Source organism: Cellulomonas chitinilytica (genome assembly GCF_016862675.1).
GTDB lineage: Bacteria > Actinomycetota > Actinomycetes > Actinomycetales > Cellulomonadaceae > Cellulomonas > Cellulomonas chitinilytica.
The window spans coordinates 275,441-296,570 of record NZ_BONK01000004.1 but is presented as its reverse complement, the minus strand read 5'-3'; the positions used below and the strand labels follow the sequence as shown (position 1 = coordinate 296,570).

At 72.4% G+C, this 21,130-nt stretch carries 20 protein-coding genes and 2 riboswitches; of the genes, 5 read left to right on the top strand and 15 right to left on the bottom strand.

Annotated elements, in window-relative coordinates:
* Positions 1 to 34 precede the first annotated feature (34 nt).
* The 4 genes from Cch01nite_RS07905 to Cch01nite_RS07890 all read right to left on the bottom strand — a co-directional run bounded on the left by Cch01nite_RS07905 (position 35) and on the right by Cch01nite_RS07890 (position 3,035).
* Entirely contained in the window at positions 35 to 487 is a 453-nt protein-coding gene (locus Cch01nite_RS07905) for a peptidase inhibitor family I36 protein (protein ID WP_203750840.1), read from the bottom strand.
* A 92-nt stretch (positions 488 to 579) separates the two neighbouring features.
* On the bottom strand, positions 580 to 1,182 hold the full coding sequence (locus Cch01nite_RS07900) for an RNA polymerase sigma factor (RefSeq protein ID WP_203750818.1): 603 nt from the start codon (positions 1,180 to 1,182) through the stop codon (positions 580 to 582).
* Between the two features lie 138 nt (positions 1,183 to 1,320).
* Complete coding sequence (locus Cch01nite_RS07895; RefSeq protein WP_203750816.1) at positions 1,321 to 2,121, bottom strand: ABC transporter permease; 801 nt, start codon at positions 2,119 to 2,121, stop codon at positions 1,321 to 1,323.
* A complete protein-coding gene (locus tag Cch01nite_RS07890) occupies positions 2,121 to 3,035 on the bottom strand; it encodes an ATP-binding cassette domain-containing protein (protein WP_203750813.1) in 915 nt (304 codons plus the stop codon). The genes Cch01nite_RS07895 and Cch01nite_RS07890 overlap by 1 nt, the downstream gene beginning before the upstream one ends.
* A gap of 82 nt (positions 3,036 to 3,117) precedes the next feature.
* On the opposite strand from Cch01nite_RS07890, the gene Cch01nite_RS07885 reads away from it, so the two are divergent.
* From Cch01nite_RS07885 to Cch01nite_RS07875, 3 genes are all read left to right on the top strand, one after another.
* Positions 3,118 to 4,386, top strand: a complete 1,269-nt coding sequence (locus tag Cch01nite_RS07885; protein ID WP_203750810.1) for a TetR/AcrR family transcriptional regulator C-terminal domain-containing protein — start codon at positions 3,118 to 3,120, stop codon at positions 4,384 to 4,386.
* Positions 4,383 to 4,967, top strand: a complete 585-nt coding sequence (locus tag Cch01nite_RS07880) for a DNA-3-methyladenine glycosylase I (protein WP_203750807.1) — start codon at positions 4,383 to 4,385, stop codon at positions 4,965 to 4,967. The genes Cch01nite_RS07885 and Cch01nite_RS07880 overlap by 4 nt, the downstream gene beginning before the upstream one ends.
* Positions 4,968 to 5,066: 99 nt before the next feature.
* Positions 5,067 to 5,285, top strand: a complete 219-nt coding sequence (locus tag Cch01nite_RS07875; RefSeq protein ID WP_203750804.1) for a hypothetical protein — start codon at positions 5,067 to 5,069, stop codon at positions 5,283 to 5,285.
* 15 nt (positions 5,286 to 5,300) lie between these two features.
* Here the strand turns inward: Cch01nite_RS07875 and Cch01nite_RS07870 are convergent, their stop codons facing one another.
* The 6 genes from Cch01nite_RS07870 to Cch01nite_RS07845 form a co-directional block, all read right to left on the bottom strand.
* Complete coding sequence (locus Cch01nite_RS07870; RefSeq protein ID WP_203750801.1) at positions 5,301 to 6,947, bottom strand: ABC-F family ATP-binding cassette domain-containing protein; 1,647 nt, start codon at positions 6,945 to 6,947, stop codon at positions 5,301 to 5,303.
* Between the two features lie 77 nt (positions 6,948 to 7,024).
* On the bottom strand, positions 7,025 to 8,095 hold the full coding sequence (locus Cch01nite_RS07865; RefSeq protein ID WP_203750798.1) for a hypothetical protein: 1,071 nt from the start codon (positions 8,093 to 8,095) through the stop codon (positions 7,025 to 7,027).
* Positions 8,092 to 8,718, bottom strand: a complete 627-nt coding sequence (locus Cch01nite_RS07860) for an ATP-binding cassette domain-containing protein (RefSeq protein ID WP_203750795.1) — start codon at positions 8,716 to 8,718, stop codon at positions 8,092 to 8,094. Before Cch01nite_RS07860 ends, Cch01nite_RS07865 begins: the two co-directional genes overlap by 4 nt.
* Positions 8,709 to 9,743, bottom strand: a complete 1,035-nt coding sequence (locus tag Cch01nite_RS07855) for a peptidoglycan-binding domain-containing protein (RefSeq protein ID WP_203750792.1) — start codon at positions 9,741 to 9,743, stop codon at positions 8,709 to 8,711. The genes Cch01nite_RS07860 and Cch01nite_RS07855 overlap by 10 nt, the downstream gene beginning before the upstream one ends.
* Entirely contained in the window at positions 9,733 to 10,362 is a 630-nt protein-coding gene (locus tag Cch01nite_RS07850) for a hypothetical protein (protein ID WP_203750789.1), read from the bottom strand. The genes Cch01nite_RS07855 and Cch01nite_RS07850 overlap by 11 nt, the downstream gene beginning before the upstream one ends.
* A gap of 82 nt (positions 10,363 to 10,444) precedes the next feature.
* Positions 10,445 to 10,687, bottom strand: a complete 243-nt coding sequence (locus tag Cch01nite_RS07845) for a lactococcin 972 family bacteriocin (protein ID WP_203750786.1) — start codon at positions 10,685 to 10,687, stop codon at positions 10,445 to 10,447.
* 328 nt (positions 10,688 to 11,015) lie between these two features.
* A riboswitch (SAM riboswitch) is annotated at positions 11,016 to 11,112 on the top strand.
* Positions 11,113 to 11,161: 49 nt separating this feature from the next.
* On the opposite strand from Cch01nite_RS07845, the gene Cch01nite_RS07840 reads away from it, so the two are divergent.
* Positions 11,162 to 12,175: a methylenetetrahydrofolate reductase gene (locus tag Cch01nite_RS07840; protein WP_239070038.1), complete on the top strand. Its 1,014-nt coding sequence runs from the start codon at positions 11,162 to 11,164 to the stop codon at positions 12,173 to 12,175.
* 15 nt (positions 12,176 to 12,190) lie between these two features.
* Entirely contained in the window at positions 12,191 to 14,515 is a 2,325-nt protein-coding gene (metE, locus tag Cch01nite_RS07835) for a 5-methyltetrahydropteroyltriglutamate--homocysteine S-methyltransferase (protein ID WP_203750783.1), read from the top strand.
* 568 nt (positions 14,516 to 15,083) lie between these two features.
* On the opposite strand, the gene Cch01nite_RS07830 is transcribed toward metE, so the two are convergent.
* From Cch01nite_RS07830 to gcvP, 5 genes are all read right to left on the bottom strand, one after another.
* The gene (locus Cch01nite_RS07830) at positions 15,084 to 15,515 is read right to left on the bottom strand and encodes a (deoxy)nucleoside triphosphate pyrophosphohydrolase (protein WP_203750781.1); all 432 of its coding nucleotides are present in this window, start codon (positions 15,513 to 15,515) and stop codon (positions 15,084 to 15,086) included.
* Positions 15,516 to 15,633: 118 nt separating this feature from the next.
* Positions 15,634 to 15,867: a helix-turn-helix domain-containing protein gene (locus Cch01nite_RS07825; RefSeq protein ID WP_203750779.1), complete on the bottom strand. Its 234-nt coding sequence runs from the start codon at positions 15,865 to 15,867 to the stop codon at positions 15,634 to 15,636.
* A gap of 264 nt (positions 15,868 to 16,131) precedes the next feature.
* On the bottom strand, positions 16,132 to 16,500 hold the full coding sequence (gene gcvH, locus Cch01nite_RS07820; RefSeq protein ID WP_203750777.1) for a glycine cleavage system protein GcvH: 369 nt from the start codon (positions 16,498 to 16,500) through the stop codon (positions 16,132 to 16,134).
* Positions 16,501 to 16,540: 40 nt separating this feature from the next.
* The gene (gene gcvT, locus Cch01nite_RS07815) at positions 16,541 to 17,686 is read right to left on the bottom strand and encodes a glycine cleavage system aminomethyltransferase GcvT (RefSeq protein ID WP_203750775.1); all 1,146 of its coding nucleotides are present in this window, start codon (positions 17,684 to 17,686) and stop codon (positions 16,541 to 16,543) included.
* A gap of 29 nt (positions 17,687 to 17,715) precedes the next feature.
* The gene (gcvP, locus tag Cch01nite_RS07810) at positions 17,716 to 20,742 is read right to left on the bottom strand and encodes an aminomethyl-transferring glycine dehydrogenase (protein WP_373309869.1); all 3,027 of its coding nucleotides are present in this window, start codon (positions 20,740 to 20,742) and stop codon (positions 17,716 to 17,718) included.
* Between the two features lie 186 nt (positions 20,743 to 20,928).
* A riboswitch (glycine riboswitch) is annotated at positions 20,929 to 21,028 on the bottom strand.
* Between the last annotated feature and the right edge of the window lie 102 nt (positions 21,029 to 21,130).

Genomic DNA, 21,130 nt, shown 5'->3' with positions numbered 1-21,130 from the left:
TCTCGGGTGGCACCCGCGCACCGGTACTACGACGTCACGGGTTGCAGACCTGGCCGAAGAACTTCGCGCCGGTGAGGTTGTCGTTCACCTCGGGGCCGACCTTGTACAAGGAGTTCGTCGAGATCCCGTTGCTGAGGTCCGGGTCACGCTCCCCGTTCGGCTGGAGGGTGAAGACCTGCACCTGGCAGTAGTTGTCGTAGTAGAAGAGCGCGTAGTCGCCCCGCCCCCTGTTGACGACCGACGACGCAGAGTCGTTGCCGTTCCTGGTCGTGCCCGGGTAGGTGCCGCGACCGAAGTTCTCGTACGAGTACAAGAAGCTGAGGAGCGACGCTCCGTTGCCGCCGGTCTGGTACTGGCTGTCTCCCCAGATGCACGCGCGGCCGACCGGGCAGTCGGTGTAGGCCGCGTCGGCAGCGCCGGCCGTGACCAGGCCTGCGCCCGCCAAGGTCGCGAAGACCGCGCCGATGCCGATAAGTCGTCGAACCATGTCGACGTTCCCCTTCCTGCGGATGGCACCCCAGTGGTTCTCCGGGGCTCGCCCACACATCGCTGGAGGTCGGCCACCCGTCACCCCACGATTCAGTGAGGTGCCTCACACTCACGCCGACGGGCCCCGGCGCCGGGCTCGGCGACGCCGTCGTCGTCCCACCACGAGCGCATCCTGCGGCGCGCCCTCTCCACCCTGCTCGAGAACGCGGACGGCGTGCACCCGAGCACCGCTGCCCCCTCAGAGGCCGAGAACCCGGCGAGGGTGAGCCGCATCGCGTCACGCTCGGCTGCGGGCAGCCGCGTGACCATCCGCCCGGCGGTGTCGGTGAGAACGACGAGCTCGGCGGGATCGTCGACGACGCCCGCGCGGAGCGGACGCAGCATCGTCGCTGCTCGGGCCGCACGAGCACGGGACCGCGACAAGTCCACCAGCTTGTTCCTGGCGACCCCGAAGACGAATGCCCGACGCTCGCCGGCATCGGCGGGCATGCGCTCCCCGACCGTCCACACAGCGCTCAGGACCGCGGAGACCACGTCGTCCATGTCGCAGTGGCCGCTTCGTCGGCGCACATACGCGTCGAGGTCGGGTCGCAGGTCGACGACCATCTGGTCGAACCAGGAGTCGGACTCTCGCGCCGACCCGCGCTGTATCGATCTCTCGCCGGTCTCTGGCGTTCCCACCTCAGGTGCCACGCGAGGAGTATGTCCGTGCTCAGCGCGGCATATGCACCGTTTGGGCGGGATGGTGAGCGAGCCGCCGGACCGGCCGGCCGACACGCGGTCGCCCGCCCGCGGCACGGGTCCACGGGCGGGCGTCGTCCAGCACGGGTGTCAGGCGGCCCGGCGGAACAGCACCCCCGACGCGACCCGGGCCACGACGAAGATCGCGCCGAGCCACACGATCGCCTGCCACGCGGCGGACCCGACGGGCATCCCGAGCAGCAGCCCCCGCACGGTGTCGGTGACAGGCGTGATCGGGTTGTACTCGGCGATGGTCGACAGCACGGAGGGCATGGTGTCGATCGGCACGAACGCCGAGGACAGGTAGGGCACGAACAGGATGACGAACGTGAACCCGCTGGCCGCCTCGGGCCCGGACGCGACGAGCCCGATGGCGACGCCGACCCACGTGAGGGCCAGCACGAACAACGCGATCATGCCGAGCGCACCGAGCCACTCGAGGGCCGACGCGTGCGGGCTGAACCCGACGAGGAACGCGACGCCGATGACGAGCGCGGTGGAGACGGCGTTGCGGATCATGCTCGCGACGACGTGGCCGGTGAGGACGCCGGTCGCGCGGATCGGCATCGACCGGAAGCGGTCCATGATGCCGTTCGTCGTGTCGGTCGCGACCTCGACGGCGGTGTTCGCGGCGGCGTACCCGGCGGTGAGCAGGATGATGCCGGGCACCACGAAGTCGACGTAGTCGCCCCCGGAGTCGATGGCCCCGCCGAACACGTAGACGAACATCAGCAGCAGCATCACGGGCAGCAGCACCGAGATGAACACGGAGTCGACCTGCCGGGTCGACCGGCGCACGCAGCGCCAGATGAGGGCGTTGGTGTCGCGGGTGACCTGCCCGCGCGGGACGCGGGTCGTCAGGGGTGCAGGGGCGAGCGCGGTGGCGGTCATCAGGACTCCCGAGAGGTGGAGGCGCCGACGAGCGCGTCGGACGCGTCCGCGGGCCGGCCGGTGAGGGTGAGGAAGACGTCGTCGAGCGTGGGGGAGCGGACCTGCCAGCTCTCGACGTCGACGCCGCGCCGCTCGATGTCGGCGAGGATCCGCCGCACGTCGGGCACGGACCCGTCGGTGGGCAGCTGCTCGGCGGCCCCGGAGCGCAGCACGACCTCGACGTGCGCGGACCCGACCGACCGCTTGAGGTCGGATGCGGTCCCCTCGGCGATCATCCGGCCGTGGTCGATGACGGAGATCCGGTCGGCGAGCTGGTCGGCCTCCTCCAGGTACTGCGTGGTGAGCAGCACGGTCGCGCCGCCGGCGACGACGTCGCGGATGACGTCCCACAGGTCGTTGCGGCTGCGCGGGTCGAGGCCGGTGGTCGGCTCGTCGAGGAAGACGACCTGGGGGCGGCTCAGCAGGCTGACGGCGAGGTCGAGCCGGCGACGCATGCCGCCGGAGTAGGTCTTGACGACGCGGCGGGCGGCGTCGGTGAGGTCGAACAGCTCGAGCAGGTCGGCGGACCGCGTGCGGATCTCCCGCGACGGCAGGTGGGCCAGCCGGGCCATGAGCCGCAGGTTCTCCTCTCCGGTGAGCAGCTCGTCGACCGCCGCGTACTGCCCGGTGAGGCTGATCGCGGCCCGGACCCGGCCGGGGTCGCGGAGCACGTCGGCGCCGGCGACGTGCGCGGTGCCGCCGTCGGGCTTGAGGAGCGTGGACAGGATCCGGACGGTGGTCGTCTTGCCGGCGCCGTTGGGGCCCAGCAGGGCGAGCACCTCGCCGCGGCCGACGTCGAGGTCGACGCCGTCGAGCACGGTCACGTCGCCGTAGGCCTTGCGCAGGCCCCGGGCGACGACGACGGGAGCAGTCATCTCGGTGTCCCCTTCTGTGTATGACGTAAACTGTGTGTGTAAGTCATACACAGTTATAGGATCGGCCGTCAAGGAGGTACGCGTGGACGAGCAGCAGGACCAGGACGCCCGTCGGGAGGCCGACGCGCTGCGCCGTGACCGCGAGAAGGCCGAGCGCCTCGCCCGTCGAGAGGCCGAGAAGGCCCAGAAGGACCGGGAGAAGGCCGCGCGAGACTCCGAGCGTGACGAGGCCCGGCGCCGGCAGGACGCCGAGCGCCGCGAGCGCGACCTGGCGAAGGCCGAGCAGAACATCCTCCGCGAGCGCGAACGGGCCGAGCAGGAGCAGGTCAAGGAGGCCGAGCGGCGCAAGAACGAGCGCGAGCGCGCCGCCCGCGACGCGGCCCGTGAGGCCGGTCGGGCGCTGCGCGAGGCCGAGAAGGCCCAGCGCGCGGCGGCCCTGGCCCAGCAGCGGGCGGCCCGCGAGGCGGAGAACGCCCGGCGGCAGGCGCAGCGCGCCGAGCAGGACGGCGCCCCGCCGGTCCAGCCGACGGACCTGAGCCGGCTCCCCGCCGACGTCGCGGTTCTGTGGCGCACCCCCGAGCCCGCCCGACGCGGGCCGCGCCCCGGCCTCACGCTCGAGCAGATCGCCGACGCCGCCATCGCGCTGGCCGACGCGGAAGGGATCGGCGCGGTGTCGATGGCTCGGCTGGCGGAGTCGCTGGGCTTCACGACGATGTCGCTCTACCGGTACGTCGCCTCGAAGGACGAGGTGCTCGCCCTCATGACGGACCGGGCGGGCGGCCGGGCGCCGTCCGTCGGGCCCGAGGTCGGCGACTGGCGCGCTCGGCTGGAGCTGCTGGTCGCCCTGTCGCAGCCGGTGCTGCGCGCGCACCCGTGGATGGCGCAGACGACGTCCGTGCTGCACACCCTCGGCCCTAACCGGCTCACGTGGATGGAGGCCATGCTCGCGGCGCTCGACGATGTGCCGCTGACCGAGGCCGAGAAGCTGCTGGCCGTCGGCGCGCTGTCGAGCCACATGCTCGAAGAGCTCCGGCTGGTCGCGGCGATGACCGAGCGCGCGCGGGCGACGACGGACGAGGTGGCCGCAATGGGCGACGTGATCCGGATGCTCGCCGACCGGGGCACGCACCCCGCGCTGCTGCGCGCGGTCGACGGCGGCGCGTTCGACGAGGCGCCGGTGGCGGACGACGAGGAGACCCTCGGGTTCGGCACCGTGCTCCTGCTGGACGGCATCGAGCAGCTCATCGCCCGTGCGTCGAGCCACCCACAGCCCGCCGCGCTGCCGCCCGGCTCCCCGGACGCCGCCGAGATCCTTGCCGTGTCGGACCGCCCCGGCACACTCACGTCATGACCACGGCGCTCCCGCACCACCCGGCCGGCCGCTGCTTCGGCGACGGCAACCCGCTCTACGAGCAGTACCACGACGAGGAGTGGGGCAAGCCCGTCCACGGCGAGCACGCCCTGTTCGAGCGGCTGGCCCTCGAGGGGTTCCAGTCGGGCCTCGCCTGGATCACCGTGCTGCGCAAGCGGCCCGCGTTCCGGGCGGCGTTTGCGGACTTCGACGCCGACGTCGTCGCGCAGTACGGGGACGACGACGTCGCACGCCTCATGGCCGACGCGGGCATCGTGCGCAACCGCGCGAAGATCGAGGCCACCATCGCGAACGCCCGGGCGCTGCGCGCGCTGCACGAGTCCGGACGCACGCTCGACGAGGTCATCTGGTCGCACGCACCCGACCGCGCCGGGCACGTCCGGCCGTCGACCTGGGTCGACGTCCCCGCCTCCACGCCCGAGTCGAAGGCGCTCGCCAAGGAGCTCAAGAGCCTCGGGTTCCGGTTCATCGGGCCCACGACCGCCTACGCCGCGATGCAGGCCTGCGGGCTCGTCGACGACCACCTCGCGAGCTGCCCGGTCGCCCTCGCCGACCGATGACCGCTGCTCCCGGGCGGCTACTCCCACGGGGTGACGGGTTGGGTGAAGCGGCTCGCCGGATATCGGCAGATCACGACGCCCCGACTACAGTCCACCCCTATGAGCGAGATGCCCGAGCCTGAGGGGCGACTCGACGCCATCCGTGCGGCCGAGGACGCCCTGCGGGTCCCCACGGACCCCGACGCCCAGATCCTGGCTGCCGTCCGGGAGGGGCTGGACGCCGTCCCGGCGGGTCACCCCAACTCGTGGTTCGACGTGCCGACGCAGCGCAACCGCACCCGTCCCGCGGGCAGCCTCAACAACCGCCGCACCCGCTGACGCACCCGCCCGCCGTCAGTCGGGCGTGACCTCCGTGACGCGGCCGTCCTCGACGTGCCAGCGGCGCGTCAGCCGGACCGTGTCGAGCATGCGCCTGTCGTGCGTGACCAGCAGGATCGTCCCGTCGAAGGCGTCGAGCGCCTGCTCGAGCTGCTCGATCGCGGGCAGGTCCAGGTGGTTCGTCGGCTCGTCCAGCACGAGCAGGTTCACACCGCGGGCCTGCAGCAGCGCGAGCGCCGCGCGCGTCCGCTCACCGGGCGACTGCGAGGCGGCCGGCCGGTGCACGTGGTCGCCGCCGAGCCCGAACTTCGCGAGCAGCGTCCGCACGTCGGCCGTCGTCCAGTCGGGCACCTCGCGCGCGAACGCGGTGACCAGGGACTCCGGCCCCTCGAAGGCCTCACGGGCCTGGTCCACCTCCCCGACGAGCACCCCCGACCCGAGCGAGACCGCCCCCGACGTCGGAGCGAGCCGGCCGAGCAGCAGCGCCAGCAGCGTCGTCTTTCCCGAGCCGTTCGGCCCCGTGACGGCGACGCGGTCCTGCCGGTCGAGCTGCAGGTCGACGGGCCCGAGCGTGAAGTCCCCGCGGGTCACCGACGCCGCCCGGGCCACCGCGACCACGTCACCGGACCGCGGGCCCGAGGCGATCGTCAGCTGCAGCTGCCACTCCTTGCGCGGCTCCTCGACGACCTCGAGCCGGTCGATCATCTTGTCCGTCTGACGTGCCTTCGCCGCCTGCTTCTCGGCCGACTCGGCCCGGAACGCCGGGATGAACTTGTCGTTGTCGGTGGCCTTGCGCCGGGCGTTGCGGACGCCCTTCTCCATCCACGCACGCTGCCGGCGCGCGCGGGCCTGCAGCTCGGAGAGGCGCCCGGAGTAGTCCTCGTACGCCTCGCGCGCCCGCCGCCGGGCGATCGAGCGCTCCTCCAGGTAGGAGTCGTACGACCCCCCGTACACGGACACCCGCTGCAGACTGCGGTCGATCTCGACGACCGCGGTGACCGTGCGGGACAGGAACTCGCGGTCGTGGCTGACCAGCACGATCGGTGCCTCGGCCCGCCGCACGAAGTCCTCCAGGACCTCCAGCCCGTCGGCGTCGAGGTCGTTCGTCGGCTCGTCGAGCAGGAACACGTCGTACCGGGACAGCAGCAGCGCGGCCAGCCCGACGCGCGCGGCCTGCCCCCCGGACAGCGCGGTCATCTCCAGGTCGAGGTCGACGCTCAGGCCGAGGTCGTCGGCGACGGTGCCCAGCCGCGCGTCGAGGTCGGCGCCACCGAGCGCCAGCCACCGCTCCAGGGCGTCCGCGTACGTGTCGTCGGCGCCCGGCTCGCCGGCCGCGAGGGCGTGCGCGGCCGCGTCCATCGCCTCGTGCGCGGGTGTGACACCGGTGCGCCGACCGAGGTGCTCCCGCACCGACTCCCCGGGGACCCGCTCGATCTCCTGCGCCAGGTACCCGAGCTGCGCCTGCGGCGGGGAGACCGCGACCGCGCCGGCATCGGGAGCCCGATGCCCGCCGAGGATGCGCAGCAGCGTCGACTTGCCGGCGCCGTTCGGGCCGACGAGCCCGACGACGTCACCGGGCGCGACGACGAGGTCGACACCGGAGAACAGCTCCCGGTCCCCGAACCCCGCGCTGACACCCTTCACCTGGACCGTGGCTGACATGCGCCCATCCTCTCCCGGGCGGCCCACCCCTCGGCGACCTGTTTCCGGTCGGTGAGGCGGCCCGTGCCATCTCGCGGTCACCTGTCCTTCGCGTAGAGGAACAGGTCTCGCTCGCGGGTCGCGAGCAGCGCGGTCGCCACGCCGAGGACGGCACCGGCAGCGATGAGCATCGCGACGCGTGCTCCGAGGACGACACCGACGACGAGCTCGCCACGGGCCGCGAAGACGGTCGCGCTCACGACCGTGCAGAAGACGACCGGGGGCGCCGCCCACACCAGCGTCTCGGTGAACGTGACGGCCCACAGGTCGATCCGGGAGGCCCGGTCGTGCAGCGCGGAGGCGATCTCGACCCGGCGCGCACGCAGCGCGACGAAGCTGATGATCGCGGTGAGGACACCGATCCCGACCCCCGCCCAGCGAGTGATCCTGTCGCGGTACCGGGTGTACCCCTCGAACCCGAGGCCGTGCGTCAGGTTCAGCGGCGCGACCTCAGGCTGCTCGTCGTCGGTCCCGGTCCCCGGGCGCAGGGTCGTGAGGATCAGCGACCTCATCGCGGCGTCCTGCGGCCACACGTCCACCCAGCACTCGTCGAAGGCGGTCGAGGAGCCGTCGGTCTCCAGCGCCATGTAGCCGTATCCGTCACGCCGGCCGTCCCTGGGGTACTCGTAGACGCCGGACACCCGAGTCGTGCCGTCCGTCGTCCGCAGACCGTCGCCGACCGTGGCGTCCAGCAGGCGTTCGGCGTCTCCGGACAGGATGAGTCCGGGACCGCCGTCCGTCTCGGCACGGAGAACAGCCGGGAACCCTGCGCTGGCGCGGCCGTGCGCGAGCGGTGCTCCGGGGAGCGCCACGGCGGTGATGCGCTCGTCGTGGAGCACAGCGAGCGCCCCGGCCGCCCGCACACCACGGACGCTCGCGAGGCCGTCGCACCGGGCGCCGTCGACGCGGCCGGGCGCCAGCACCGTGATGATCGAGCCGCCGGAGTCCCGGAACTCCTGGGCCTCCCGCTCGACCCCGGAGACGAAGCTGAACTCTGCGGCGACCGCCGTCAGGCCGAGGGCGGTCAGGACGAGCGACAGCGCAACGGCTCGGACCGTGCCGGAGGAGACGTTGCGCCACGCCTCGCGGAGGATCGCCTCGACCCTCATCGGCCACCGGCGCGGGTCGCGTCCTGGTGCTCGCCGAGGTCGACATGGTCGGTGCACGAGTCCCGGGTCTCCGGGTTGTGCGTGGCGACGACGATGATGGTCCGGGGTGAGGCCAGCCGGGAGATCGCCTGGTTGACCTCGCGAGCGGTCGAGAGGTCGAGCTGCGCGGTGGGCTCGTCGACCAGGAGGAGCTGCGGTTGCGCGGCGACGGCCCGGGCCAGCATCAGCCGCTGCCCCTCCCCGCCGGAGAGGCGGCGGAACTGCTGGTCGGCGACGTCGACGAGCCGGAACCGCTCCAGGAGACCTCGTGCGACCGCCTCGGCCTCCCGCACCCGAGCGCCGCCGGCCAGGAGCGGGAACATGACGTGATCGATCGCCGTGCGTCGCGGCGTCCCGTGCGGATTCTGGAACACCCACCCGACGTCGTCGACGTGGCGATGCTCGACGCTGCCCTCACGCGCGGTCATCCACCCGGCCAGGATCGCGAGGAGCGTGCTCTTCCCCGAGCCGGAGGGGCCGGTGAGCGCGTAGACGCGTCCCGGGTGCAACGTCCGGTCGAGACCTCGGAAGAGCCACGGCCGGTCTCCGAACCGATGCCCGAGTCCTGAGACGTCTACCCGCACGCCGCGTCCTCGGGCGGGGTGACGTCGACGTCCTGCGGGGCCGGTCCGTCGACGAGGACGAATGACTGTCCGAGCTCGGACCCGACCACCTGGACCTTCGTCGGGCGCCCGGCGGACATGACGCAGGACTGCTCGGCCGACCCGAAGACCGCCGAGGGCGGGACGACGGAGACCTGGATCGGCGAGGAGAGCACGAGCTTCGCGTTCACCGGCTCGTCGCCCTCCTCCTGCACCCCGAGGGACGGAAGACCGTCGAGCGCGGACAGCGTCGCCGGGTCGGCGGTGGCGGTCGACGGGACGAACGGCACGCTCGTCCCGTCGACCGTCAGGACGCGTGCGCCGTCGACCAGGTCGAGCGGGAGGTCGATGATCGACACATTCAGCAGGGCGCCGGGCACCGTGGCTACGTCGTCGCCGGCGGTGACGGTGCTGCCCGCGGCGACCGGGCAGGACTCGATGCCGGTCGTGACCGCGGGCAGCCACAGGACGCCGCCGATCGACCCCTGGGCCGACGGCTCCACCTTCTCGCCGACGGACTCCCGCAACCGGGTGAACGCCCGCAGCGTCGCCCTGTCGACCTTCCCCGTCACCGCCGCGGTGTAGCCGAGCCGTGCCAGCTCCTGCTGGAGGGCCGTCACGTCGTCGCCCTTGTCGCCGATCGCCAGGTCCCGCCACAGCGGGGTCGAGGTCGCCAGGGCGATGACCGGCGCACCGTCCAGCGCGAGCGGTGAGGTCCCGGACGTGATGGACGCCCCCGGGGAGCACGCGAACCGCGTGACCCTGCCGTCGACGGGAGCGGTCAGGGCGATCTTCGGCCCGCGGGTCACGGACAGCTTGACGGGTCGCGCGTCGTCGAAGGCCGTCGCGGAGACCGGGAACACCGAGGCGTCGACCGCGGGCTGCAGACCCGTCGGCACGGCATGCGTCGTGTAGGCGACGCCCGTCAGCACGCCGGTCGCCACGAGGGCGACGGCGCCGATGATCGTGAGGCCCACCCGCGTGGGCGTGATCGTCCTACTTCTCACCCAGGATTCCCAACGGATCGCGCGAGCACGAGATGAGCGCGTCCTTCAATTCCTGGGAAATATTGGCAGGGTCTGCGAACCGGCCCGCCATGTCGGCGTCGTAGTCGTCGGCACCGTATCCCGGGGAAACCACACCCTCACCGACCAGACATTCCGCCATGGCCGCCGGGATGTCGCGGTGCTCGGGATTGACGGTCATGATGTCGCGGAGCATTCCGATGGCGTCCTGTCCGCTTTCGGTGGCGCATCCTGAGACGATCTCGTGCGTGTCACCGCCGTGGGGAGCGAGGGACGTCTGGTAGCCGTCACCGTCGAATCCCATGAACTCGATGCCCTCGTCCGCGAGGCACTGACGGAACCGCTCGGTCATCTCGGCGAACTCGGCGTCGGAGATCTGCTCGTCCTCGAGGGCGGAGCGGACGAAGTCCGACGACGCGGACCGGTAGGTCTCGGCGAACTCGGCGGCGTACGGGCCGGAGAAGTCCGGCACGTCCACGGTCGCGGAGGTGGGTGGGGCCTGGCTGTCGCCCGGATCGTCGCCGGGACCCCCGCAGGCGGAGACGACCAGCGACAGGAGGATCAGACCTCCGGCGATGACCGTCCGTCGTTCGGTGCGCATGCGTCTCCAGATCTCGTGCGGATGTGAAGCACCGACGGGTCCGGCGGCACGTGGTGTGCCGCCGGACCCGTCGAGGGCGTGACTACTTGACGTCCCAGTACGCCTTGTTCCCGGAGAGCTTCGCGTACGTGGCGGCGTAGGACCACAGCCCGGGCGCCGTCCAGTCGCTCGTGTAGTAGATCTCACCCACGACAGAAGACCGGTGCGTCTTGCTCGGGTGGTGGTAGTCGGACCAGACGAGCTTCGCGCTTGCGCCGGAATCCCACGTGCCACCGCCGGGGCTGGTGATCGTGGCGTTCGCTGCGCCAGCCGCACCCCACACCATTCCTGCCGCAAGAACCGTTGCAGCGGCAGCTCTCGACACCTTGTTCACAGATCCACCTCGACCATTCATTGTGTGGCTGGGGCCCGTGGGTCTCCCAGCGGACTGACCGTCACTCCGGCCGGTTCGACGCTAGGGGCAAACCGGACCACGCGTCAGCGGCTTGGACGTGTCGCGAGTCATATTGACAGTGACTGGCGTGGTGTGGGATTAGGCCGTCCGGGTGACGACCTGTGACGGCGCCAGATCGGCGCGGAGCACCTCGCGGACGTTCTCGTCTCGACAGACGAGAACGGTTGCCCACCATGTGATCCGGCGATTAGCATCGCCGCAACCATCCAGAGCGGCCGAGAGACCTGGCTCGACGACGCCGCAGCAACCCCCCTCCCCGACGAGGGTGTGGGTGCTTCCGCCAGGGTCGATGGAGTGAGACATGTTCGTGCGTGACCCCCGACCCTGCACCCACCGGTGTCACCGGTGAGCGCCGCGACGGCGAGCGAGCGCGTGCCCGGCGTCCATGTCGCCGAGTCGCCGCGACCCCGTGCCGCGGTGGACCGGCCGACCGTCTCGTTCGAGCTGTTCCCCCCGCGCAACCCCGACGCCGCACCGCGGCTGTGGGCCACCATCCAGGCGCTCGAGGCCGCTCACCCCGACTTCGTCTCCGTCACGTACGGGGCGGCCGGCAAGACGCGCACGACGACCCGCCAGCTCGTCAGGCGGCTGCTGCGCGAGACGTCCCTCAACCCGATCGCCCACCTCACGTGCGTCGGGACGTCGCGCGCGGAGATCACGACGATCGTCGAGGAGTTCCTCGACGAGGGCGTGCGCTCGTTCCTCGCGCTGCGCGGCGACCCGCCCACGGACCAGGCCGCCTGGCAGCCGCACCCCGACGGGCTGCACACCGCGAGCGAGCTCGTCGAGCTGCTCCGGACGCTCGAGCAGGAGCGTTGCGCCCAGAGCCCGTCGCAGGCGATGCGCTCCCGGGTCCGACCGCTGTCGGTGGCCGTCGCGGCGTTCCCGCGCGGCAACGCGGCGACCGGGGGCACCCGCGCCCAGGACGTGGCCAGCCTGCTCGCCAAGCAGCAGGCCGGGGCCGACTTCGCCATCACGCAGGTGTTCTACGAAGCCGACGCCTACCTCGGGCTCGTCGCGGAGGCGCGCGAGGCGGGCGTCACGATCCCGATCATCCCCGGCATCATCCCGACCACCGACCCGGCCCGGCTGCTGCGCGTGCAGGAGCTCACCGGCGTGCAGGTGCCGGCGACGCTGCTCGACCTGCTCGGTGCCGCGGACGACGAGCTCGACCGGCACCGCCGGGGCATCCGCGCCAGCGTCGACCTGGTCCAGGGCGTCCTCGACGGAGGCGCGCCGGGCGTCCACATCTACACGTACAACCAGCACCACGCCGCGCTCGACCTGCTCGAGGGCGCCGACCTCGACGGCGGGGCCCGGACCCCGCGTCACACGAACCCGATCACGACCGACCTCTGAGGGACCGACACCACCATGACCAGCACCCCCACGTTCCCCGCCGGCTCCGTCCTGGGCTACCCCCGCATCGGGCCGCGCCGTGAGCTCAAGAAGGCCATCGAGTCGTTCTGGGCCGGTCGCTCCACGGCCGACGAGGTCGAGGCCGTCGCCGCCGACCTGCGCCGCCGCACGCGCACCCGCCTCGCCGAGCTCGGCCTGCGCACCGACGTCCCCGCCATCCCGAGCGCGTTCTCGTTCTACGACCACGTGCTCGACGCGTCGGCCGTGGTCGGTGCCGTGCCGGCCCGCTTCGCCGACCTGGTCGACGAGAACGGCCGCCTGGACCTCGCGGGCTACTCGACGGTGGCCCGCGGCCGCGGCGACGACCTGCCGCTCGAGATGACGAAGTGGTTCGACACGAACTACCACTACCTGGTCCCCGAGATCGGCCCGGACACCGCGTTCCGCTACGCGAGCGACCGCCCGGTCCGCGAGTTCACCGAGGCGCTGGCCGACGGCGTGCTGACCCGCCCGGTCATCGTCGGCCCCGTCACGTACCTCGCGCTCGCGAAGGCCGCCGAGGGCTCGCCGGAGGGCTTCGCGCCCATCGACCGCCTGCAGGACCTGCTGCCCGTCTACGCCGAGCTCCTGCGCGACCTCAAGGCCGCCGGTGCGACGTGGGTGCAGCTCGACGAGCCCGCCCTCGTGTCCGACTCGATCGAGGTGCCGGCCGACCAGCTGCTCGCCGCCGTCGTCGAGGCGTACCGCGCGCTCGCGACCGACCTCACGGACCGCCCGGCGATCTTCGTCGCGGCCCCCTACGGCGACCTGGGCGCGGCGCTGCCGGTGCTCGCGTCCACCGACGTCGAGGCCATCGGCATCGACCTGGTCCGCGGCCACGCGCCGGCCGAGACGGTCCCGGGCCTGGAGACGAAGACCCTCGTCGCCGGCGTGATCGACGGCCACAACATCTGGCGCGCGGACCTCGACGCGAAGCTGCAGATCCTCGAGCAGCTCGAGGGCCTCGGCGCCGCCGCCGTCACGGTCGGCACGTCGACGTCGTTGTTCCACGTCCCCCACGACACGGCCGACGAGCCGAACCTCGACGCGACGCTGAAGTCGTGGCTCGCGTTCGCCGACCAGAAGACCCTCGAGATCGTCACGCTCGCCGAGGGCCTGACCGAGGGCCGCGAGGCGATCCACGAGGAGCTCCTCGCCGCCACGGACGCGGTGAACTCCCGCAAGACGGCTCCCGGCGTCGTCCGCCCCGAGGTGCGCGCGCGTGCCGCCGCCCTCACCGAGGACGCGTTCAACCGCGGCACGTGGGAGTCGCGCAAGGAGCAGCAGGCCAAGCGCCTCGACCTGCCCCCGCTGCCGACGACGACCATCGGCTCCTTCCCGCAGACCACCGAGATCCGCGTGGCCCGCGCCGCGTTCGGCCGGGGCGAGCTCACGGCCGAGCAGTACGAGGACGAGATGAAGGCGGAGATCCGCCGCGTCGTCGAGCTGCAGGAGAAGATCGGCCTCGACGTGCTCGTGCACGGCGAGCCCGAGCGCAACGACATGGTCCAGTACTTCGCGGAGAACCTCGACGGGTTCGCCGTGACGCAGAACGGCTGGGTCCAGTCCTACGGCTCGCGCTGCACGCGCCCGTCGATCCTGTGGGGCGACGTGTCCCGCCCGGCGCCCATCACGGTCGCCTGGACGAGCTACACGCAGTCGCTCACCGAGAAGCACGTCAAGGGCATGCTCACCGGCCCGGTGACGATCCTCGCGTGGTCGTTCGTCCGCGACGACCAGCCGCTCGGCGACACCGCCAACCAGGTCGGCCTCGCCCTGCGCGACGAGATCGCCGACCTCGAGGCGGCCGGCATCGCGATCATCCAGGTCGACGAGCCCGCCCTGCGCGAGCTGCTCCCCCTGCGCGAGGAGGACCACGCGGCCTACCTCGACTGGTCGGTCCGCTCGTTCCGCCTCGCCACGGCCGGTGTCCGTGACGACACGCAGATCCACACGCACCTGTGCTACTCGGAGTTCGGCGAGATCATCGGCGCGATCGACGGCCTCGACGCGGACGTCACGTCCATCGAGGCGGCCCGCTCGAAGATGGAGATCCTCGGCGACATCAACGCGGCCGGCTACCCGCGTGCGGTCGGCCCGGGCGTCTACGACATCCACTCGCCGCGCGTCCCGTCCGAGGGCGAGGTCGAGGAGCTCCTCACCGAGGCCGTCAAGGCGATCGCCGTCGACCAGCTCTGGGTCAACCCGGACTGCGGCCTGAAGACGCGTCGCTACGAGGAGGTCGCCCCCTCGCTCGAGCACATCATCGAGGCGACCAAGGCGGTCCGCGCGACGCTCTGACCCTGCTCGACCCGAAGGCCCCGGCCCGCACGATGCGGCCGGGGCCTTCGTCGTCCGCGCGCGGGCGTGGTCAGCGCGTCGGTGTGGGCGCCGCCGCTATCTGCGGGTCGATTCGCCCGCCGACATGCGGGTCTCGGGCGTCCTCGAGGGCTACGGTGAGCCCGACCTGCGCGAAGGAGCGCCTGGGCCGAACGGGTGATCTCGGAACCCGGACGGCCGAACGAACGGGACGATCCAGGACATGGAAGCGCTCCCGCGCGGAGGTACGGACCTCCGACCTACGCGCGACCGCCGTACGTTCTCATCTTCGCGGCAGAGATGCCGATGATTCAGTCACGACGCATGGACGCGGGACCCCTCGCGACCTCGAGCGGCGTCCGCCAACGAAGTACGACGGAAGAGAGCCACCGAGATGGCAACGTGTGAGGAGTGCAGCTCCGCGGTCCAGCAGTGCGCGAAGTGCGACGGCGCCGGCCGGATCCGTTGGAAGGGTGAGTGCACCCTCTGCAAGGGCACCGGGTCCGTCTGCTCGGGCAACTCGAACCACCGCTGGTGAGGCCGCGCGCGTTCAGCCGACGATGACGTCGCTGACGCGCGCCACCAGCGCCTCCACGATGCGGACGTCCGCATCCAACCAGGGCACGTCCAGCCACTGCCCGACCGGGAGCCACCGCAGCTCGTCGTGCTCGACGAGCGGCGCCGGCGTCCCGTCGACGAGCTCCGCGAGCCACAGCCGCATCACGTAGTCGTCCGACAGCCGCCACGCCCCGTCGTCGGGGCCGACGAGCTCGCCGCCCAGGGCGATCCGCACACCGAGCTCCTCACGGATCTCCCGGTGCAGCGCGTCCTGCGGAGCCTCACCCGGGTCCACCTTGCCGCCGGGGAACTCCCACCGCCCCGCGAGCCGGGCTGGAACGGCTCGACGGGCGGCGAGGAGTGCTGTCGGATCATCCAGGTCGTCGACGAGCGCGGCCGCCACGACGAGCACAGGTGGGGTCATGCGGAGATTCTGCCAGCCGCCGTCGGCGCCGTGCCGCTGCCGACGTCCGGGGCATGGCGACGGCCCGGTCGCCCGGGCCGTCCCAGAGAAGAAGTCTGGCGGAGGAGTCTGATGTGGCTCAGCGGATCCCGTGCGCCACGGCCCAGGCCACGGCCTCGGACCGGGTGGAGACACCGATCTTCCGGTAGACGCTGCGCACCTGCGACTTCACGGTGTTGCGCGTCACGAACAGCCGTGTGGCGATCTCTTCGAGCGTCACGTCCTCGGCCAGCTCTGCCAGGACCACCCGCTCGCGGCGCGTGAGCGCCTCGGTGACGGTCCCGACGGTCCCAGTCGTCTCCAGCATGGTCATCATGTCCTCCGGTTGCGCGTGGATGCCGTCTTCTCCGGCTCCGCTGTGGGCGGCGTACCGGATGAGAGGTGACATCCCGGGCGTCATGACGCCGGTTTGGTCATCTCGTCAACACGAACTTCGTGGGGAAACCCGATCCCGCTGCCACCCACAATGAACGAGGCATCGGCAGAGAGATACATCCCGTGTGCTACAGGCGTGTGACGTTCACTCGTCCGGCGGACACACATGGTCCGGAACATCCGATATAGATCGTGACGCAGGTCACGCCTGGGACTGGGCCGCGTACTCGTCGGCGGTGAGGAGCGGGCCCGTGCCGGTCACGTCGACCTTGAGCAGCCACCCCGCCCCGAACGGGTCCGAGTTCACCACCGAGGGGTCGTCGACGGCGGCCTGGTTGACCTCGACGACGGTCCCCGTGACGGGGGAGAACAGCTCCGAGACCGACTTCGTCGACTCGATCTCACCGACGACGGAGCCTGCGGTCAGCTCCTCGCCGACCGCCGGCAGCTCGAGGTAGACGATGTCGCCGAGCGCGTCGGCGGCGGTCGACGTGATCCCGACCGTGGCGGGCGAACCGTCCTCGAGCCACTCGTGCTCGACGGTGTAGTGCAGGTGCGTGGGCAGGGTCATCGGGTGCTCCAGTGGTCGGGTGCCGGCGGTGACGTCGACGTCAACGAGGACGACGGTAGAAGGGAAGTGCCACGACGCGCACGGGCTCGGCCCGGCCGCGCACGTCGACGGCGAGCTCGGTGCCCGGCTCCGCGGACGCCGGGTCGACGTACGCCATCGCGACGGGGTGGCCGAGCGTCGGCGACGGGGCGCCGGACGTGACCGTGCCGACGACGGCCGCGCCGGGGTCGGCCGAGGCGAGCACCGGGTAGCCGTGCCGGGCGGCCCGGCGGCCCAGGCCCTCCAGGCCGACGAGCGTGCGTGTCGGCTCGGCGTCCGCGCGGGCCTCGAGCGCGGCACGGCCGACGAACGGGAGCGGGCGGCCCTCGTCGTCCACCTTGTCGAGCTTGACCACGCGGTCGAGCCCGGCGTCGTGCGGGGTCGTCGTGCGGTCGAGCTCGTTGCCGTACAGCGGCATGCCCGCCTCCAGGCGGAGGCTGTCGCGGGCCGAGAGGCCGGCCGGGACGAGGCCGTGCGGCTCGCCGGCGGCGAGGAGCGCGCGCCACAGGGCGGGTGCCTGGTCGGCGTCGACGAACAGCTCGAAGCCGTCCTCCCCGGTGTAACCGGTGCGGGCGACGAGCGCTTCGACGCCTGCCACCGTCGCGTCGGTCGCCGTGTAGTACTTGAGCGCGGAGACGGCCTCGCGCTGGTCCGCCTCGTCGGTCAGGGACGTGACGATCGCCTCCGCGCGCGGGCCCTGGACGGCGACGAGCGCGGTGCGCAGCGACGCGTCGTCGAGGGTGGCGTCGAACCGCGCGATCCGGTCCACGAGCGCGTCGCGGACGACCGCGACGTTGGACGCGTTCGCGACCACGACGAACCGCTCGTCGGCCAGGCGGTAGACGACCAGGTCGTCGATCACGCCGCCGTCCTCCGCGACGATCATCGTGTAGCGGGCCCGGCCGGGCGCCAGCGCCGACAGGTTGCCGACGAGCGCGCCGTCGAGCGCGGCCGCGGCCTGCGGGCCGGTGACCTCGAGCTCGCCCATGTGGGACAGGTCGAACAGCCCGGCGGCCGTGCGGACCGCCGTGTGCTCGGCGATGTCGGACGTGTAGCGCAGCGGCATCTGCCAGCCCGCGAAGCTCGTCAGCGCGGCGCCCAGGGCCACGTGCTCGTCGTGCAGCGGGGAGCGGACGTCGTCGGTCACGGTGGATCCGTTCGTCGATGGGGTGGCGGTCACTCGGCGTAGGCCTCGACCGGCGGGCACGAGCAGATGAGGTTCCGGTCGCCGCGGGCACCGTCGATCCGGCGCACCGGCGGCCAGTACTTGCCGGCACGCAGCCCCGGCACGGGGAACGCGGCGAGCTCGCGGCCGTACGGGTGGTCCCACGCGTCCGACGTCACGCTCGCCGCCGTGTGCGGGGCGTGGCGCAGCGGCGAGTCCTCGACCGTCCACGTGCCGGCCTCGACCGCGTCGATCTCGGCGCGGATCGCGAGCAGGGCGTCGACGAACCGGTCGAGCTCGGCGAGGTCCTCGCTCTCGGTCGGCTCGACCATGAGCGTGCCCGCGACAGGGAACGACAGCGTCGGGGCGTGGAAGCCGTAGTCCATGAGCCGCTTCGCGACGTCCTCGGCGGTGACGCCGGTCCGCTTGGTGATGTCCCGGAGGTCGAGGATGCACTCGTGCGCGACCAGGCCGTTCGGGCCCGTGTACAGGACCGGGTAGTGGTCACCCAGGCGGGCGGCGAGGTAGTTCGCCGCGAGGACCGCGGTCTCCGTCGCGGTGCGCAGGCCCTCGGCGCCCATGAGGGCGACGTACGCCCAGGAGATGGGCAGGATGCCGGCCGAGCCGTACGGGGCTGCGGACACCGGGGCGACCGCGTTCCGGGTGGCGCCGGGCGTCGGGTCGCCGGGGAGCGATCCCGGCGTGGGGTCTCCCGGCAGGTACTCGGCGAGGTGCGCCGCGACAGCCACCGGGCCGACGCCCGGGCCGCCGCCGCCGTGCGGGATGCAGAAGGTCTTGTGCAGGTTGAGGTGGCTGACGTCGCCGCCGATCTCGCCGGGTCGGGCCAGACCGACGAGCGCGTTGAGGTTCGCGCCGTCGATGTACACCTGACCACCCGCCTCATGGACGAGGTCGCACACCGTGCGGACGCCCTCCTCGTAGACGCCGTGCGTCGAGGGGTACGTGATCATGATCGCGGCCACCTGCGGGCCGTGCTGGTCGAGCTTCGCACGCAGGTCGTCGAGGTCCACCGAGCCGTCGCCGGCCGTCGCGACGACCACCACGCGCATGCCCGCGAGCGCCGCGCTCGCCGCGTTCGTGCCGTGCGCGGACGCCGGGATCAGGCAGATGTCGCGGGCCGGGTCACCGTCCTGGTGGCGCGCCGCGTGGTACGCGTGGATGGCCAGCAGGCCCGCGAACTCGCCCTGCGAACCGCCGTTGGGCTGCACGGACACCGCCGCGTACCCCGTGATCTCGGCGAGCCACTCCTGCAGCTCGGCGACGAGCTCCGCGTAGCCCGTCGTCTGGTCGGCGGGGGCGTACGGGTGGATGCTCGCGAAGCCCGGCCACGAGATGGGCTCCATCTCGACCGTCGCGTTGAGCTTCATGGTGCAGGAGCCCAGCGGGATCATCGTGCGGTCGAGCGCCAGGTCCTTGTCGGACAGGCGGCGCAGGTAGCGCAGCATCGCCGTCTCCGAGCGGTGCAGGTGGAACACCGGGTGCGTGAGGTACGTGCTGGTGCGGCGCACGTCGGCGGGCAGGGCCGTCGTGGGGGTGCCGGAGGCGGCCCGGAGCGTCGTGGCCTCGACCGCCTCGACGCCGACCTCGTCGGGCCCGACCCGCGTCGCGCCGGCGTCGGCGAACGCGAGCGCGACCGCCATTACGTGCTGGTCGGAGGTCCGCTCGTCGCAGGCGACCTGCACGTGGTCGTCGTCCGGTGCCCACAGGTTGATGTCCCCGCGGGCGGCGGCCTCGACGACCGCGCGCGCCTGCCCGGGCACGTGCGCCTGGACCGTGTCGAAGAACCGGTCGTGCGTGACGGTGACGCCCGTCGCGCGCAGCACGGTCGCGATCGCCTCCGCGCGGTTGTGCACGCGCTCGGCGATCGCCCGCAGGCCGGCGGGCCCGTGGTAGACGGCGTACATCGACGCGACGACCGCGAGCAGGGCCTGCGCGGTGCAGATGTTGCTCGTCGCCTTCTCGCGACGGATGTGCTGCTCGCGCGTCTGGAGCGCGAGCCGGTACGCGCGGGCGCCGTCCACGTCCACCGAGACGCCGACCAGGCGACCCGGCAGCATCCGCTCGAGCCCGTTGCGGACCGCCATGAACGCCGCGTGCGGCCCGCCCGCGAAGAGCGGGACGCCGAACCGCTGCGCCGAGCCGACCGAGACGTCCGCGCCGAGCTCGCCCGGGCTCGTGAGCAGCGTCAGGGCGAGCAGGTCGGCGGCGACCGTCACGAGCGCGCCGCGCTCCTTGGCCTGGGCGATCGCGGGTGCGAGGTCGCGGACCACGCCCGACGCCCCGACCTGCTGGACCACGACGCCGAGCAGGGGTCCGTCGACCTCCGGAAGGCCGTCGGTGAGGTCGGCGACCACGACCGGCAGCCCGATGGCCTCCGCGCGGCCGACCGTCACCGCGAGCGACTGCCCGAACAGCTCGGAGTCCAGGACGACCGTGCCGTCCTTGTTCTTCTGCGCGCGCCACATCAGCGCGACGGCCTCGGCGACCGCGGTGGCCTCGTCCAGCAGGCTCGCGTTCGCGATGTCCAGGCCCGTGAGGTCCGTGACCATCGTCTGGAAGTTCAGCAGCGCCTCCAGCCGGCCCTGCGAGATCTCCGGCTGGTACGGCGTGTACGCGGTGTACCAGGCGGGCGACTCCAGCACGTTCCGGCGGATCACCGCGGGCGTGATCGTGTCCGAGTAGCCCTGGCCGATCATCTGCGTCATGACGCGGTTGCGGCCCGCGATCGCGCGCAGGTCGGCGAGGACCTCCTCCTCGGACCTCGCGGCCGGCAGGTCGAGGGGCCGCTCGGAGCGGATCGACGCCGGGACCGCCGCGTCGACCAGCGCGTCCAGGCTGTCGTAGCCGACGGCCGTGAGCATCCGGGCCGTCTCCTCGCCACGCGGCCCGATGTGCCGGTCGGCGAAGTCGACCGCTGCGGGCGTGTGCTCGACCGCGGTGAAGGGGACGACGTCAGGCGTGACCTCGATCGGCGGGATCACCGGGATCGTCGTCGGGACTGCGTGCAGATCGGTCACAGCTGCTCCGGGGGCTCGCCCGGCGGGGACGCCGGGACGGACGGGTGGGCTCCCCGCTCTGTCATCCGCGCGTACGCACGTACCTGAGAGTTTTGCCGGTCCGCCGTGGCTCACCGAGCCCGGGGCGCGCCGACTTGCACCGTCGGTGGGTCACCTCGTCGCCGGGTGACCACTTTCCAGAGTTGCCTCGCCACGGCGGTACAGGGGCCTGAGAGATTCCCGGGGAGGGTTGCTCCTTCGGCGTCCCGCTGTACGTGCTGTGCGGGAGCTCTCCCGCCGCGGTTCGAGCAGCATGTTGAGTTGTGGGCCCAGCGTACCTGCGTCGGACGCGCGTCCGCCTCGGTGTGCGGAAACGCCGAGATCGTGGTGCCGGCGTGGGATCGGCGCA